The sequence below is a fragment of the Micromonospora sp. NBC_01405 genome (genome assembly GCF_045040155.1).
In the GTDB taxonomy this organism is placed as follows: Bacteria; Actinomycetota; Actinomycetes; order Mycobacteriales; family Micromonosporaceae; genus Micromonospora.
The window spans coordinates 4,827,834-4,843,737 of sequence record NZ_CP109532.1 but is presented as its reverse complement, the minus strand read 5'-3'; the positions used below and the strand labels follow the sequence as shown (position 1 = coordinate 4,843,737).

Below are 15,904 nucleotides of genomic sequence, written 5' to 3'. Positions count from 1 at the left end.
GCACAGGACGGATACGACGGGTCAGGGCCGCCAGCCGCTCCGTGCGGCCCACTCCTCGGCGAGGTGGTGCTCCTCGTCGAACCACGGGTCCTTGGCGGTGGTGTACGTCATGGTGTCCGGCGCGCTGGCCGCCAGCTCCCGCTTGAGCGCCAGGTACGCCGCCCGCTGGTCCGGGTCCGCGCGCAGGTGGTCCCGCATCAGCAGGGCGTAGCGCCAGCCGGGCGAACCCGCCGGACGCAGGTGCAGGTTCACCGGCCGGTCGGGGTCGGCGCTGCCGTGCAGACGCTTCTCCCACCGGTCGCAGCCCTCCGGCCGGGGGTTGTCCCACCACTGGCCGGGCAGCCGGGGAAACCCCGCGGCGGCGAGTCGGTCCGCCAGCGGACCGTCCGCCTCGGCCAGGCTCTGCACCGTGAGCTGGATGTCGATGACGTCCTTGGCCGCCAGGCCGGACACGGCGGTCGACCCGATGTGGTCGATCCGCAGGTCGGCGGGGGCGATCGCGTGCCGGATCCGGGCCGCCAGCCGGGCGTACTGCTGGGGCCAGGTGGGGTCGGGTTCGGTCAGCCTCACCCGCTCGGGGCGCACCGCGCGCCGGTCTCGCACGTTCGCCTCGTACGGCAGCAGCCGGTCCTGCCACAGCCGGTCCACCACGGCGTGCAGCTCGTCGAGGGTGCCGTCGTTGGACAGCACCACGTCGGCCGCCGCCCGGCGGCGGTCGTCGTCGGTCTGCGCGGCGATCCGCCGCTCGGCGTCCGCCCGGTCCATGCCCCGGTCGCGCTCCAGCCTGGTCAGCCGGGTCGCCACCTCCGCCCGCACGACGACCACCAGGTGGTACGTCGGGGCGAGCCCGACCTCGACCAGCAGCGGCACGTCGTTGACGACGACCGCGTCCGGGGCCGCCGCCGCGACGAGTGCGGCGCTGCGGGCCCGGACCCGGGGGTGGGTGATCGCCTCCAGCCGGCGGCGGGCCGCCTCGTCGGCGAAGACGACCGCGCCCAGCGCGGCCCGGTCCAGTGCGCCGTCGGGGCCGAGCACCCGGTCGGAGAAGGCGGCGACGATCTCCGCCAGTCCCTCGCTGCCCGGGGCGACCACCTCCCGGGCGATCCGGTCGGAGTCGATCAACACCGCGCCGAGCGCGGCCAGCCGCGCCGCGACAGCACTCTTGCCGGACGCGATTCCGCCGGTCAGTCCCACCATCAACACCGGACCAGTCAACCGGATCGCGGGCGCCGAGCCAAACCGGCCCGACGGCCGGCGCCGGTGCCGGGTGCCGGCACCGGCTGGTGGCCCACGATCGTGCTCGATCATGCGGGGGCCGGGCATTCCCGCAGGGCCGGGCACGGCGAGGGCCCCGCCCCCGGCGACCCGGTGAAACCGGATCGCGGGGACGGGGCCCGTCGTCGTCAGCGGGTCACTTGCCGCCGGCGAGCTTCTCCCGCAGAGCGGCGAGCGCCTCGTCGGTGGCCAGGGTGCCGGCCGGCTCCTCGGCCTGCCGGCTCGGGGCCGAGCTGGTCGAGGTGGTGGTGGTGCCGCCAGCGGACACCGGCGGAGCCGGGTTGGCAGCGGCCTCGGCGTCGGCAGCCCGAGAGGTCTGCACCTGCTTGGTGTGGGCCTCCCAGCGCACCCGAGCCTCGGCGTACTGGTTCTCCCAGGTCTCGCGCTGCTTGTCGTACCCCTCGAGCCACTCGCCCGTCTCGGGGTCGAAGCCGTCCGGGTAGATGTAGTTGCCCTCGGTGTCGTACGTCGCGGCCATGCCGTAGAGGGTCGGGTCGAAGTGCTCCTCGCCCTCGACGAAGCCCTCGTTGGCCTGCTTGAGCGACAGCGAGATCCGACGACGCTCCAGGTCGATGTCGATGACCTTGACCATGACCTCGGAGCCGACCTGGACGACCTGCTCCGGGATCTCCACGTGGCGCTCGGCCAGCTCGGAGATGTGGACCAGGCCCTCGATGCCGTCGTCCACCCGGACGAAGGCGCCGAACGGCACCAGCTTGGTGACCTTACCCGGCACGATCTGCTGGATCGCGTGGGTGCGGGCGAACTGCCGCCACGGGTCCTCCTGGGTCGCCTTCAGCGACAGCGATACCCGCTCGCGGTCCAGGTCGACGTCCAGGACCTCGACCTCGACCTCCTGGCCCACCTCGACGACCTCGGAGGGGTGGTCGATGTGCTTCCAGGACAGCTCGGAGACGTGCACGAGGCCGTCCACGCCGCCCAGGTCGACGAACGCGCCGAAGTTGACGATCGAGGACACGACGCCCTTGCGGACCTGGCCCTTCTGCAGCTTGTTGAGGAACTCGGTGCGCACCTCGGACTGCGTCTGCTCCAGCCAGGCCCGGCGGGACAGGACCACGTTGTTGCGGTTCTTGTCCAGCTCGATGATCTTGGCCTCGAGCTCGCGGCCGACGTACGGCTGCAGGTCACGCACCCGCCGCATCTCGACCAGGGACGCCGGCAGGAAGCCGCGGAGCCCGATGTCGAGGATGAGGCCACCCTTGACGACCTCGATGACCGAGCCGCGGACGACGCCGTCCTCGTCCTTGATCTTCTCGATCGTGCCCCAGGCCCGCTCGTACTGCGCCCGCTTCTTGGAGAGGATCAGACGACCCTCCTTGTCCTCCTTCTGGAGGACCAGGGCCTCGATGTGGTCACCGACCGAGACGACCTCGGCGGGATCCACGTCGTGCTTGATCGACAACTCACGAGAGGGGATGACGCCCTCGGTCTTGTAGCCGATGTCGAGCAGGACCTCGTCCCGATCGACCTTGACGACGGTGCCTTCGACAATGTCGCCGTCGTTGAAGTACTTGATGGTCTCGTCGATCGCGGCGAGGAAAGCCTCCTCGGAACCGAGATCGTCGTGGGTGACCCGGGTGGCGCTCGAGGGGGCCTCGATGCTGCTCGTCATGTGGGCGGTTGCTCCGGTCGGATGGGTTTTGGGTTGTCACAGCAGGCTGGTGCGGTGACCTGTTCGCGCCAACGGATCCGTCGCCGGGTACACCGAACGATCGCTGAGTGAGATCCTGATGTAGCTCCGTCGACCGCGCACCTGCTCCCTGCCGAGGCACACGATCCGCGAGCGCATCGTCCAGCCTACCGTGTGCATTACCACAGCGTGCAAGCCCCGGGCATAAGTGATCCAGCCCGCTTTCGCGATGCGCCGTCTCTTACGTCCTGACAGGCGGTGTTTTGCCCCCGTCCGGCCGGCGCCGCGCCGGGCGGCGGGCCGCCTCGGCGCGGAACCGGGGACCAGGCCGGGTGGCCACTAGACTGCCGCGATGACCGACGATCGGGCGGGTGCCGCCACCCACGCCGACCACGCCGACCCGCAGGGCGTGCTGCGGCGCCCGGTCACCGACGCGGAGAGCCGCCGGGCCAACCGTGGCTGGTGGGACGCCGACGCCGACGACTACCAGGCGGAGCACGGCGCGTTCCTCGGCGATGTGGAGTTCGTCTGGTGCCCCGAGGGGCTGCGGGAGTCCGAGGCCCGGCTGCTCGGCGACGTCGCCGGGCGGCGGGTGCTGGAGGTGGGCGCCGGGGCGGCGGCCGTCGCCCGCTGGCTGGCCACGGCGGGGGCGAGACCGGTCGCGCTGGACCTGTCCATCGGCATGCTGCGGCACGCCGCGGCGGCAGCCGACCGCTCGGGTGTACGGGTGCCACTGGTGCAGGCCGACGCGCTCGCGCTGCCCTTCGCGGACGCGGCGTTCGACACCGCGTGCACGGCGTTCGGGGCGATCCCGTTCGTGGCCGACTCGGCGGCGGTGATGCGCGAGGTGTTCCGGGTGCTGCGGCCCGGTGGCCGATGGGTGTTCTCGGTGACCCACCCGATGCGCTGGGTCTTCCTCGACGACCCGGGCCAGGGCGGCCTGACGGCCGTGCACTCGTACTTCGACCGCTCCCCGTACGTGGAGCAGGACGAGTCGGGCACGGCGACGTACGTCGAGCAGCACCGCACCCTCGGCGACCGGGTCCGCGAGCTGGTCGACGCCGGGTTCCGGCTGGTCGACCTGGTGGAGCCGGAGTGGCCGGAGGACCACGAGGGGATCTGGGGGCAGTGGAGCCCGTTGCGCGGCCGGCTCTTCCCCGGCACCGCCATCTTCGTCGCGGAGAAGCCCGCCGACTGAGTGGTGTCGCACAGCGGGTGCGACGTCCCGGGCGAGGGCCAGGGTTACGCTGGCCGGGTGAGCGCCGAACCGATCGCGACACCACCTGGCCCCTGGTGTCCGGACCCGATCCGGCAGCAGCGTGCCGACTACACGCTGGAAGACCTGCCCAATTTGCCGGACGACGCCCCGCGCGTCGAACTCGTCGACGGAGTCATCCAGGTGACACCCTCCCCCACCCTGGGCCATCAGGACATCTCCCTGCTCCTGGCCCGCTGGTTGTTGCAACACGCGCCCGACCATCTCCGCGCCACGCAGGCCGTCGGGGTGGCGCTCAACGCGAACACCAGCCGACAGCCCGACGTGCTGCTGCGCCGCGCCGAGGTGCGGTCCGACCGTTCCCTGCTCCTGCCGGAGGACGTCGTCCTCGCGGTGGAGGTGGTGTCCCCCGGCACCCAGCGGGTCGACCGCTTCGCCAAGCCGGGCGAGTACGCCGCCGCCGGCATCCCGTTCTACTGGCGCATCGAGCAGGACCCGGTGCACGTGTACGCATACCGGCTCAGCGGCCAGCTCAGCCTGAGCGGTGAGCGGCAGTACGAGCTGGTCGCCGACAGCGCGGAGCTGATCGAGCTGACCGAGCCGTTCGAGATCAAGCTGCCGGTCGCCGAGCTCACCGCGTAGCCGCCGCCCGTTTGGCCGGGGGCGCCCCGGGTAGCCAGCCTCATGGCCGAGAACAAGTTCCGCAGGGGTGACCACGTCTCCTGGGCCAGCCACAGCGGCCGCGCCCACGGAGTGGTGCGGGAGGAGCTGACCGAGCGGACGCACGTGCGCGGGCACACCGTGAACGCGTCGCAGGACGAGCCGCAGTACCGCATCCGCGTCGACGACTCGGGACGGGACGTCGCCCACCGGCCGGAGGTGCTGCGCCGTGAGCAGGGCTGAGCGGGGGCGCGACACGTACCGGGAGTTCGCCGAGGCGGTGAACATGAAGCCGGGCGAGCTGTCGACGTGGCTGGAGACCGACGAGTCGAAGCAGGTCGGCTCGCACAAGGGCGGCCGGGCGGGCGGCGGCGAGTCGGTCGGGCACGAGTCCGGCCGGAAGATCATCAACCTGCTGCGGCGCGGCCGGGCCGGGCTGTCCGAGGCCGACTACCAGCACATGCGCAAGGTCGTCGGGTACGTCCGCCGGCACATGGCGCAGCGGCCGTCCGGGAACGTGCGCGACACGAAGTGGCGGTGGTCGCTGATGAACTGGGGCCACGACCCGCTCAAGTGAACGGGCCACGGCCCCGGTGCACGTCGACCTACCGCCACGGCGACTCGGTGGAGCCTCAGTGGTCGGCGCTGTTCCAGTCCCGGCCCTCTCCGACGGACACCTCCAGCGGCACCGACAGCGGGTACGCCCCGCCCATCTCCTTGCGGACCAGCGCCTCCAGGGCGTCCCGCTCGCCCGGGGCCACCTCGAAGACCAGCTCGTCGTGCACCTGGAGCAGCATCCGCGACCGCAGGCCGGCGGCGCGCAGCGCCGCGTCGACGTGCAGCATGGCGACCTTGATGATGTCGGCCGCCGAGCCCTGGATCGGGGCGTTCAGCGCCATCCGCTCGGCCATCTCCCGGCGCTGCCGGTTGTCGCTGACCAGGTCGGGGAGGTATCGCCGGCGGCCCAGGAGGGTGGAGGTGTAGCCGTCGTGCCGGGCCCGGGCGACGACCTCGTTGAGGTAGTCGCGGACGCCGCCGAAGCCGGCGAAGTAGTTCTCCATCAGCCCGCGCGACTCCTCGGCGGTGATCCCGAGCTGCTGGGACAGGCCGAACGCGCTCAGCCCGTACGCCAGGCCGTAGTTCATCGCCTTGATCTTGCGGCGCTGGTCGGCGGTGACCGCCTCCACCGGCACCCCGAACACCGACGACGCGGTGGCGGCGTGGAAGTCCCGGCCGGAGTTGAACGCCTCGATGAGCGCGTCGTCCGACGACAGGTGCGCCATGATCCGCATCTCGATCTGGCTGTAGTCGGCGGTGAGCAGGCAGTCGTACCCCTGCCCCACGACGAAGGCCCGGCGGATCCGCCGGCCCTCCTCGGTGCGGATCGGGATGTTCTGCAGGTTGGGGTCGGTGGAGGAGAGTCGGCCGGTGGCGGCCACCGTCTGCTTGAACGTGGTGTGGATGCGGCCGTCGTCGGAGACCGACTTGAGCAGGCCGTCGACGGTCGACTTGAGCTTGGCCACGTCCCGGTGGCGCAGCAGGTGCTCCAGCACCGGCAGCGGGTTCTGCGCGTGGAGCCACTGGAGGGCGTCGGCGTCCGTGGTGTAGCCGGTCTTGATCTTCTTGGTCTTGGGCAGCCCCAGCTCGCCGAAGAGCAGCTCCTGGAGCTGCTTCGGCGAGCCCAGGTTGAACTCCCGCCCCACTGCGGCGTACGCGCCCTGGGCGGCGGCCTTGACCTCGCCCGCGAAGTGCGCCTCCAGCTCCTGGAGGTAGTCCAGGTCGGCGGCGATGCCGACCTGCTGGATCGTGGCGAGCACCTCCGACAGCGGCAGCTCGACCCCCGCCATCAGCCGGGCGGACTGCTCGCCGTCGCGGGACAGCTCGGCGTCGATCGCGTCGGCCAGGTCGAGGGTGGCCCGGGCCTGGAGCATCAGGTTCTGCTCGGCCTCGCCGTCGTCGCCGAGGCCGTCGAGGGTGAGCTGACCGGTCTCCGGGGCGTCGACCCGCAGCTCCCGGTGCAGGTAGCGCAGCGCCAGGTCGGTCAGGTCGTAGGAGCGCTGGTCGGGGCGGGCCAGGTAGGCGGCCAACTCGGTGTCGCGGGCCACGCCCGTCAAGTCCCAGCCGCGGGCGGCGAACGCCAGCCGGGCGTGCTTGCTGTCGTGCACCACCTTGGGCCGCTGTGGGTCGGCCAGCCAGCCGGCCAGGGCCCGCTCGTCGGCCTCGGCCAGCTGCGCCGCGAACCAGGCCGCCTGGCCGGCCGCCAGCGCGAGGGCCACGCCGTCGAGCTGCGGCTCGTACCGCTCCCGGGGGGTGGACGGCTTCGCCGGCGTCTTTACCGCGACGCCGACCTGGACGCCGGCCGGGGCGTGCGCGTCGAGCCAGCCGGCCAACGCGCCGGGCTCGGTGAGCTTCTCGCCGGTCAGGTCGAACCCGGCCTCCGCCTCCGGCTCCACGGCCTCCAGGTACTGGTAGAGCCGGTCGCGCAGGATGCGGAACTCCAGGGTGTCGAAGACCTGGTGCACCGCCTCCCGGTCCCAGCCGGCCCAGCGGGTGTCCTCGGGGCGGACCGGCAGCTCCAGGTCGGAGACCAGGCAGTTGATCTCGTAGTTGCGGATCACGTCGGCGAGCCGCTCGCGCAGGCTGTCGCCGGCCTTGCCCTTGATCTCGTCGGCGTGCGCGACGACGCCGTCGACCCCGCCGTACAGGTTGATCCACTTGGCGGCGGTCTTCGGCCCCACCCCGGGCACGCCCGGCAGGTTGTCGCTGGTCTCGCCGACCAGGGCGGCCAGGTCGCGGTAGCGCTGCGGGCCGACGCCGTACTTCGCCTCGATCGCGGCGGCGTCCATCCGGGCCAGGTCGGAGACGCCCTTACGCGGGTAGAGCACCGTGATGTTGTCGTCGATGAGCTGGAAGGCGTCCCGGTCGCCGCTGGAGATCAGCACCGTCATGCCCTGGTCGCGGGCCTGGCAGGCGAGGGTGGCGATGACGTCGTCGGCCTCGTAACCCTCCATCTCCACCACCGGGATCTGGAGCGCGGCCAGGACCTCCTTGACCAGGCTGACCTGGCCCTTGAAGTCCGCCGGGGTCTCGCTGCGGCCCGCCTTGTACTCCGCGTACTTCTCGGTGCGGAAGGAGCGGCGGGACACGTCGAACGCGACGACGATGTGGGTCGGCCGCTCGTCGCGCAGCACGTTGATCAGCATCGAGGTGAAGCCGTAGACGGCGTTTGTCGGCTGCCCCGTCGTGGTGGAGAAGTTTTCCACCGGCAGGGCGAAGAACGCCCGGTATGCCAGGGAGTGTCCGTCGACGAGGAGTAGGCGCGGCGTCGTAGCTGTCACGCAGGCGACTCTAGTCCGGGGCGGTGACAACCCGGGACACCGGCACGTCCCCGGCGCGGGCCTCCGCCCGCGCCGGGGCGCCGATCAGAGCACCTTCGCCAGGAAGGACCTGGTCCGCTCGTGGCGGGGGTTCGCGATCACCTCACGGGGGTTGCCGGACTCCACCACCACGCCGCCGTCCATGAAGACCAGCGAGTCGCCGACCTCCCGGGCGAAGCCGATCTCGTGGGTCACCACGATCATCGTCATGCCGTCGCGGGCCAGGTCCTTCATCACGTCCAGGACCTCGCCCACCAGCTCCGGGTCCAGCGCGCTGGTCGGCTCGTCGAAGAGCATCAGCTTCGGCTGCATCGCCAGGGCCCGGGCGATCGCCACCCGCTGCTGCTGGCCGCCGGAGAGCTGAGCGGGGTACGCGCCGAGCTTGTCGCCCAGCCCGACCCGCTCCAGCAGCGCCGCCGCCCGCTCCCGGGCTGCGGCCCTCTTCTCCTGCCCGAGCAGCACCGGCGCCTCGACGACGTTCTGGAGCACCGTCATGTGCGGGAACAGATTGAACCGCTGGAACACCATGCCGATGGCGCGGCGCTGCGCGGCCACCTCCCGCTCCCGCAGCTCGTGCAGCTTCCCGCCGTACTCCCGGTAGCCGATCAGCTCGCCGTCGACCCAGATCCGGCCGGCGTCGATCTTCTCCAGATGGTTGATGCAGCGCAGGAAGGTCGACTTGCCGGACCCGGACGGGCCCAGCAGGCAGCACACCTCCCCGGCGCGGACCTCCAAATCGATGCCCTGGAGCACCTCCAGCGGCCCGAACGACTTGTGCACCTGCTCGGCCCGGACCATCACGTCCGACTCAGCGGCTGGCGCGTCGGCCTGGGCGGGGACTATCAGCTCGGTCACAGCTCCCCCTTCCCCGGGCTCCCGCCGGTCTCCGCGGCCATCCCGCGCAGCCGCAGCCGGGCCCGTCCGGCGCTGCCGTACCCCCTGCCGAAGTGCCGCTCCAGGAAGTACTGGCCGACCAGCAGGAGGCTGGTCAGGAACAGATACCACAGGCACGCCGCGACATACATCGGGAAGATCTGGAACGTCCGCTTGCCGACCGCGTCGAGCTGGAAGAACAGCTCGACGCTCACCGGCACGTACAGCAACAGCGAGGTGTCCTTGAGCATGGCGATCGTCTCGTTGCCGGTCGGTGGGATGATCACCCGCATCGCCTGCGGCAGCACCACCCGGCGCAGCAACTGGCCCCGGCCCATGCCCAGCGCCTGGGCCGCCTCGGTCTGCCCGGGATCCACCGACTGGATGCCGGCCCGGACGATCTCGGCCATGTACGCCGCCTCGGACAGCGCGAGCCCCAGCAGGCCGGCCATGAACCCGGTGAGGATGTCCCGGGAGGAGAAGCCGAACAGCCGCAGTTGCAGGTTGTCGATGCCGAAGAGCTGGCCCAGTTGGGTGTCGAACGGCACCCCGAACTCGATCCGGCTCCACAGGATACCGATGTTGCCGAAAACCGCAAGCAGCACCAGCCGGGGCACCGCGCGGAAGAACCAGGTGTAGAGCCACCCGACCCCACGCAGGATCGGGTTGTCGGACAGTCGCATCACCGCGATGACCACGCCCAGCACGACGCCGATCAGCATCGCGCACACCGTCATCAGCACGGTGCCGCGCAGCAGGCCCTCGATGATCGGCGGGCGGAACATCTTGTCCACCATGAACGACCAGTTGAAGGCCTCGTTGGTGACCAGCACGTGGACGAACATCGCGGTGAGCACGGCCAACACGGCCACCGTGACCCAGCGCCCCGGATGCCGCACGGGCACGGCGCGGATCGGCTCCGGCCGTGCCCGTGCGGTTGTCGCTTCGTCGGTCGTCATGTCGGGTTACGGGTTGACCGCGGGGTCCGTGATGGCACCGTCGGCCACCTTCCACTTGTCCAGCACCGTCTTGTACGACCCGTCGGCGATCAGCGCCTTCGTGGCGTCCCGGACGGCCTCGGCGAACGCCGCCTGGTCCTTGCTCACCACGTAGCCGTACGGCGCGGCCTCGTACTGCTTGTCGAGCAGGTCGAGGGCACCGTTGGACTGGGTGACCGCGTACACCCCGACCGGGTAGTCGGCGAGCATGGCGTCGTCCTTGCCGGACACCACCGCGGCCGTCGCGGCGTCCTGGCCCGGGAACTGCTCCACCGTGATCGCCGGCTTGCCGGCGTCGGTGCACGCCTTCGACCGCTTCTGGATGTCCTCCACCTGGACGGTGTCCTTCTGAACGGCGATCTTCTTGCCGCAGGCGTTGTCGAGGGTGACGCCCGCCGGGTTGCCCTTCTTGGTCACCCACTGGGTGCCGACCTGGAAGTAGCTGACCATGTTGGCCTGCTGCTTGCGCTCCGGGTTGACGGTGAACGAGGAGACGCCGACCTCGTACTTGCCGGTGTTGACGCCGGAGATGATGTCGCCGAACGGAGCCGAGACGAACTCCGCCTTCAGGCCGAGCTTCTGGGCCACCGCCGAGAACAGCTCCACGTCAAAGCCGATAACCGTCTTGCCGTCCGAGTCGAGGAACTCCGCCGGGGCGTACGTCGAGTCGGTGCCCACGACGATCTTGCCGTCGGCCTTGATGGCGGCCGGCACCTTGTCGGCCAGGGACGAGTCGGCGGAGGCGCTGACCGAGGGGCCGGCGCCGGGCTGTTGGGTGCTCTCCTCCTCACCGCACGCGGCGAGGGAGAGCAGGAGCACTGCCGCGCCGGCGGCACCGAACGCCGCCCGCCGACCACCGTTGAGCTGGAACATGAGGGGACACTCCTTACTGAGGGGGTCGGCCGGTCAGGCCACGCCGAGGTACGCCTCTTTGATCGACGGGTCGTGCAACAACTCGGCGCCCGTACCGGACTTGACGATCCGGCCGGTCTCCAGCACGTACGCCCGGTGGGCGCGGGCCAGCGCCTGCTGGGCGTTCTGCTCCACCAGCAGAATCGTGGTGCCCTGCTGGTTGATCTCGGTGATGATGGTGAAGATCTGCTGGATCAGCATCGGCGCCAGCCCCATCGAGGGCTCGTCGAGCAGCAGCAGCTTCGGCCGGCTCATCAGCGCCCGGCCGACCGCGAGCATCTGCTGCTCGCCGCCGGAGAGGGTGCCGCCGGCCTGCTTGCGCCGCTCGGCCAACCGGGGGAACAGCTCCAGCACCCGCTTGAGGTCCTGGGCGACGCCGGCCCGGTCCCGCCGGGTGTACGCCCCCATGTCGAGGTTCTCCAGCACCGTCATGCCGGGGAAGATGCCCCGGCCCTCGGGCGCCTGGCACAGCCCGCGCCGGACCCGCAGGTCCGCGCGGAGCTTGGAGATGTCCTCGCCGTTGAACCGGATGGCGCCGGTGGCGATCGGCCGGATGCCGGAGATCGCCCGCATGGTGGTCGACTTGCCGGCGCCGTTCGCGCCGATCAGGGCGACGATCTCGCCCTCGTCCACGGTCAGGCTGATGCCGTGCAGCGCCTGGATCCGTCCGTAGAGCAGGCTCACGTCCTCGATCTCAAGCAGCATCGTCCGGCACCCCCAGGTACGCCGCGATCACCTTCGGGTTGTCCCGCACCTCGGCGGGCAGCCCTTCGGCGATCTTCTTCCCGAACTCCAGCACCACGATCCGGTCGGTCACGCCCATCACCAGCCGCATGTCGTGCTCGATCAGCAGCACGGTGACGCCGGTGTCGCGGATCTGCCGGATGAGCTGGAGCAGTTCTTCCTTCTCCGCCGGGTTGAAGCCGGCGGCGGGCTCGTCCAGGCACAGCAGCACCGGATCGGTCGCCAGCGCGCGGGCGATCTCCAGGCGGCGCTGCTCGCCGTACGAGAGGTTGCGGGCGAACTCGTGCATCCGGTGCCGGATGCCGACGAACTCCAGCAGGCGCTCGGCCTTCTCCCGACCCTCGCGCTCCTCCCTCCAGTACCGCGGCAGCCGGAACAGCGCGGCGACCACGCTGGTCTTATGGTGCGCGTCCGCGCCGACCTGGACGTTCTCCAGCGCGGTCATCTCCGGGAAGAGGCGGATGTTCTGGAACGTCCGCGCCATGCCCATCTTGGTGATCTGGTGGCGCTTCTTGCCGCTGATCTTCTGGCCACGGAACCGGATCTGCCCCTCGGTGGGCTGGTAGATCCCGGTCATCGCGTTGAAGCAGGTGGTCTTGCCGGCACCGTTCGGCCCGATCAGGCCGAGGATCTCCCCCTTGTAGAGGGTGAAGTCCACGTCGTTCAGTGCCACGACGCCGCCGAAGCGCAGCGTCACGTGGTCGACCTCCAGCAGCGGCTCGCGCCGCGACACCGTCTCGACGGCGGGCGCACCCGCCTGGGCCGGAACGGCCGGGGTCTGTTCGGTGTCACTCACCGACGATCACCTCCTTGCGACGGTCCTTGAACTCCGCCGCCCGTCGTCGGTTCGGGATGAGGCCCTGCGGCCGGAAGATCATCATCACCACGAGGACCAGGCCGAAGAAGAGGAACCGGTACTCGTAGAGCTCGACGCCGAACAGCTCGATGCCGCGGAACCGCTCGATCATGTACGCCACCAGGCCGCCGCCGACGATCGCGCCGACGATGTTGCCCGATCCGCCGAAGATCACCGCGGCGAGAATGATGATCGAGTTGAGCAGCTCGAAGTTCTGCGAGTTCACGAAGTTCTGCTTGCCCGCGAAGAGCGCGCCGGCCAGGCCGGCGATCGCCGCGCCCGCGGCGAACGCCCACAGCTTGAACTTGAACGTCGGCACGCCCATGAGCTGGGCCGCGTCCTCGTCCTCCCGGATCGAGATCCAGGCCCGGCCCACCCGGCTGTGGGTCAGGTTCCGCACCCCGATCACCACCAGGATGATCAGCGTGAGCACCAGCCAGTAGTACGGCCGGGCGTCGAGCACGCCGAAGAACGGCTTGCCGTCGGCGTACTTGCCGGGCGGGTGCGGGATCTGGTTGAAGCCCCGCTGCCCCTTGAGGAACGCCGAGCTGGTCGCCGCGATGCGGATCATCTCGGCGAAGCCGAGGGTCACCAGCGCCAGGTAGTCGCCGCGCAGCCGCAGGGTCGGCGTGCCGAGCATGACACCGGAGACCATGGTCAGGGCGATCGCGATCGGCACCACCAGCAGCCACGGCCACAGTGTCTTGACGTTGCTGCTCGGCGAGGTAAGCACCGCCACGGTGTACGCCCCGACGGCGAAGAAGCCGAAGTAGCCCAGGTCGAGCAGGCCGGCGAAACCGACCACGATGTTCAGCCCGACCGCCAGCAACACGTAGATCGAGACGGTGAACAGCACCTGGGTGAAGTTCGCGCCCGGGGTCGGGATCGGCCCCAGGTACTGGTAGAATTCTCTGTTCGGCAGCGCGTAGAAGAACACGATCACCGCGGCCAGCAGCACCCAGCGCACCCAGCGTGGGGCATCGTGCCAGCGCTCGCCGACCGCCTCGCGGCCGGAGCGCACCTTCTCCAGGACGGTCGTCATGCCCGTGCCCTCCCCAGCGATTCACCCAGCAGGCCGGTCGGCCGGAACATCAGCAGCACCACCAGGACGGCGAAGGCGGCGAAGTCCTTCCACTGGCTCCCGAACAGGCCCGAGGCGTAGTTCTCCACCACGCCCAGCAGCAGGCCGCCCACCAGCGCGCCACGAAGGTTGCCGATGCCGCCCAGCACCGCGGCGGTGAACGCCTTGAGCCCCAGCAGGAAGCCCACGCTGTAGGTCAGGGTCTGGATCCGCACGTCGTAGAGCAGGCCCGCCACGCCGGCCATGCTGCCGCCGGCGATGAAGACCATGAGGATCACCCGGTCCTTGTTCACGCCCATCAGCGCGGCGGTGTTGGCGTCCTGGGCCACCGCCCGGATACCCCGGCCGGTCCGGCTGCGGTTGATGAACAGGTCGAGGGCGATCATCATCGCCAGCGCGGCGCCGACGGTGAGCAGCTGCACCCCGTCGATCGGCACTCCGAACAGGTGGAACAACGGCTTTGGGCTGACCAACTGGGGGGCGCCCTGCGGCAGGCGGCGGGTGTAGACGCCGAACGCCTCGGAGATCGCGATCGAGGCGCCGATCGCGGTGATCAGGAAGGCCAGCGGCGGCGCGTTGCGCTTGCGCAGCGGCCGGTACGCCACCCGCTCGATCACCGTCGCGGTGCCCGCCGATGCGATCGCCGCGACGATCATGGCCACCAGCAGGTAGAAAAGGATCGACCCGAGCCCGCTCACCGACGAGTCCTGGTCAAGACCGAACCCGTTCCAGGTCCAGATCGCGGCGAACGCGCCCGCGATGAAGACCTCGGAGTGAGCGAAGTTGATGAGTCTGAGCACGCCGTAGACCAGCGTGTAGCCGAGCGCCACCAGGGCGTAGATCGCGCCCTGCGTCAGGCCGGTCGTGGTCAGGGTGCCGATGTTGGAAAAGAGTCCGTCGAAGTCCAAGGGAGGGACGCTCCGTCAGGTGTGGAGAAAAAGAGGGTGCGGCCGGGAGCGAGCTCCCGGCCGCACCCGCGATCACTACTCAATCGCTTGTCGCAGCGACCGGCTTCAGGACTTGGGGATCTCCTGGTCCGGAACGACCTTGCCGCCCGTCACCTTGAACGCCCAGACCTTGACCTGCGCCGGGTCCAGCTCGCCGCCCTCGACGAACTTGTAGCTGGCGGCGACACCCTCGCCGTTGTAGCCCTTCACGAACTCCAGCAGCCCCTGACGGGTGGTCTTGCCCGCCTTGATCCCGGCGAGCAGGATGTTCGCCGCGTCGTAGGCGGTGTCGCTGTAGGTGCCCGGGTCCGTGCCGTTGAGGGCCTTGAAGTCGGCAGCGAAGGTGCCCCGAGCCTCGGTGGACGGCTGGCACGGGCAGGTCAGGATGGTGCCCTCGGCAGCGGCCTGGCCGGCGGAGGTGATGTACGCACCGTCGTTGACGCCGTCGCCGGCGATCAGCGGCGCGGTGACCCCGGCAGCGGTGAGCTGCTTACGGATCAGACCGGCCTCCTGGTAGTAGCCACCGTAGAAGACGGCCTTCACGTTGGCGGCCTTCACCTTGGTGACCACGGCGGAGAAGTCGGTCTGCTTGCCCTCGCCCTGGACCTTGTCCGAGCCGGCGACCGCCGGGCCGAGAACCTTCTTGACCTCGTCGGCCAGGCCCGCGCCGTACGCCGACTGGTCGTCGATGACGTACGCCTTGTCGGCCTTGAGGACGTTCCTGATGTAGTTGCCGGCCGCCGGGCCCTGGCTCAGGTCGTTGCCGACCGCGCGGAAGAAGGTCTTCCAGTTCTGCTTGGCCAGCGTCGGGTTGGTCGCGGAGGGGGTGATGGTGACCAGACCGGCCTCGTTGAACAGCGGGCCGGCGGCCTCGGACTCACCCGAGTAGGCCGGGCCGACGACGCCGAGGATCTTGGTGTCGTCGATCGCCTTCTGGGCCAGCCCCGGGGCCTGGTCCGGGCTGCCCTGCGAGTCCAGTTCGGTGAGCTCGACCTTGCAGTCCGCGTTCTCCTTGTTGTACTTGTCGACCGCGAGCTTGACGCCGTTCTTCTCGTTGATGCCCAGCGCGGCCGAGCTGCCGGTCAGGGCGCCGAAGAACGCGATCTTGCTGCCGCAGGCGCTGCCTCCGGCCTCCTCCTCGTCGCTGCCGCTGGAGCAAGCGGTGCCACCGGCGACGAGCGCCAGCATGGCGACGCCACCGATCACGCGTGCGAGCTTCTGCCTCAAGGCCCGAACCCTCCTCCGTCCCATGGCCCGAACCACCCGCTGCCTATTGGCTCTTGCGGGGGCGGACGAACCAGACCGTCGTCGCCG

The 15,904-nt window shown here is 70.4% G+C and carries 14 protein-coding genes and 1 pseudogene; 4 read left to right on the top strand and 11 right to left on the bottom strand.

The features are described 5' to 3' along the window. Positions 1-21: 21 nt before the first annotated feature. Complete coding sequence (coaE, locus tag OG559_RS21295) at positions 22-1,203, bottom strand: dephospho-CoA kinase (RefSeq protein ID WP_405106267.1); 1,182 nt, start codon at positions 1,201-1,203, stop codon at positions 22-24. Positions 1,204-1,411: 208 nt separating this feature from the next. Continuing rightward, the gene (gene rpsA / locus OG559_RS21290) at positions 1,412-2,908 is read right to left on the bottom strand and encodes a 30S ribosomal protein S1 (protein ID WP_387023818.1); all 1,497 of its coding nucleotides are present in this window, start codon (positions 2,906-2,908) and stop codon (positions 1,412-1,414) included. A gap of 370 nt (positions 2,909-3,278) precedes the next feature. On the opposite strand from rpsA, the gene OG559_RS21285 reads away from it, so the two are divergent. The 4 genes and pseudogenes from OG559_RS21285 to OG559_RS21270 form a co-directional block, all read left to right on the top strand. After that, entirely contained in the window at positions 3,279-4,124 is an 846-nt protein-coding gene (locus OG559_RS21285; protein WP_405106265.1) for a class I SAM-dependent methyltransferase, read from the top strand. A gap of 57 nt (positions 4,125-4,181) precedes the next feature. Next, positions 4,182-4,784, top strand: a complete 603-nt coding sequence (locus OG559_RS21280; RefSeq protein ID WP_405106263.1) for a Uma2 family endonuclease — start codon at positions 4,182-4,184, stop codon at positions 4,782-4,784. Between the two features lie 42 nt (positions 4,785-4,826). After that, on the top strand, positions 4,827-5,045 hold the full coding sequence (locus tag OG559_RS21275) for a DUF2945 domain-containing protein (protein WP_405106261.1): 219 nt from the start codon (positions 4,827-4,829) through the stop codon (positions 5,043-5,045). Further along, a pseudogene (locus OG559_RS21270) lies at positions 5,032-5,376 on the top strand (DUF3140 domain-containing protein); the annotation flags it as partial. The gene OG559_RS21275 and the pseudogene OG559_RS21270, both read left to right, overlap by 14 nt. 58 nt (positions 5,377-5,434) lie before the next feature. Here the strand turns inward: OG559_RS21270 and polA are convergent. The 9 genes from polA to OG559_RS21225 form a co-directional block, all read right to left on the bottom strand. After that, positions 5,435-8,140 carry a DNA polymerase I gene (gene polA / locus OG559_RS21265; RefSeq protein WP_405106259.1) on the bottom strand — a complete coding sequence of 902 codons (2,706 nt, stop codon included), beginning with the start codon at positions 8,138-8,140 and terminating at the stop codon, positions 5,435-5,437. Positions 8,141-8,224: 84 nt separating this feature from the next. Then, a complete protein-coding gene (locus OG559_RS21260; protein ID WP_405116853.1) occupies positions 8,225-8,977 on the bottom strand; it encodes an amino acid ABC transporter ATP-binding protein in 753 nt (250 codons plus the stop codon). Between the two features lie 53 nt (positions 8,978-9,030). Beyond that, positions 9,031-10,011, bottom strand: a complete 981-nt coding sequence (locus tag OG559_RS21255; protein WP_405106257.1) for an amino acid ABC transporter permease — start codon at positions 10,009-10,011, stop codon at positions 9,031-9,033. A gap of 6 nt (positions 10,012-10,017) precedes the next feature. Further along, the gene (locus OG559_RS21250; protein WP_405106255.1) at positions 10,018-10,923 is read right to left on the bottom strand and encodes an ABC transporter substrate-binding protein; all 906 of its coding nucleotides are present in this window, start codon (positions 10,921-10,923) and stop codon (positions 10,018-10,020) included. 33 nt (positions 10,924-10,956) lie between these two features. Beyond that, complete coding sequence (locus tag OG559_RS21245; RefSeq protein ID WP_405106253.1) at positions 10,957-11,667, bottom strand: ABC transporter ATP-binding protein; 711 nt, start codon at positions 11,665-11,667, stop codon at positions 10,957-10,959. Beyond that, entirely contained in the window at positions 11,657-12,502 is an 846-nt protein-coding gene (locus OG559_RS21240) for an ABC transporter ATP-binding protein (protein WP_396681911.1), read from the bottom strand. The genes OG559_RS21245 and OG559_RS21240 overlap by 11 nt, the downstream gene beginning before the upstream one ends. After that, positions 12,495-13,604 carry a branched-chain amino acid ABC transporter permease gene (locus tag OG559_RS21235; protein ID WP_405106251.1) on the bottom strand — a complete coding sequence of 370 codons (1,110 nt, stop codon included), beginning with the start codon at positions 13,602-13,604 and terminating at the stop codon, positions 12,495-12,497. Before OG559_RS21235 ends, OG559_RS21240 begins: the two co-directional genes overlap by 8 nt. Then, positions 13,601-14,551, bottom strand: a complete 951-nt coding sequence (locus OG559_RS21230) for a branched-chain amino acid ABC transporter permease (RefSeq protein WP_405106249.1) — start codon at positions 14,549-14,551, stop codon at positions 13,601-13,603. Before OG559_RS21230 ends, OG559_RS21235 begins: the two co-directional genes overlap by 4 nt. A 105-nt stretch (positions 14,552-14,656) precedes the next feature. Continuing rightward, positions 14,657-15,817: a branched-chain amino acid ABC transporter substrate-binding protein gene (locus OG559_RS21225; protein ID WP_405106247.1), complete on the bottom strand. Its 1,161-nt coding sequence runs from the start codon at positions 15,815-15,817 to the stop codon at positions 14,657-14,659. Positions 15,818-15,904 lie beyond the last annotated feature (87 nt).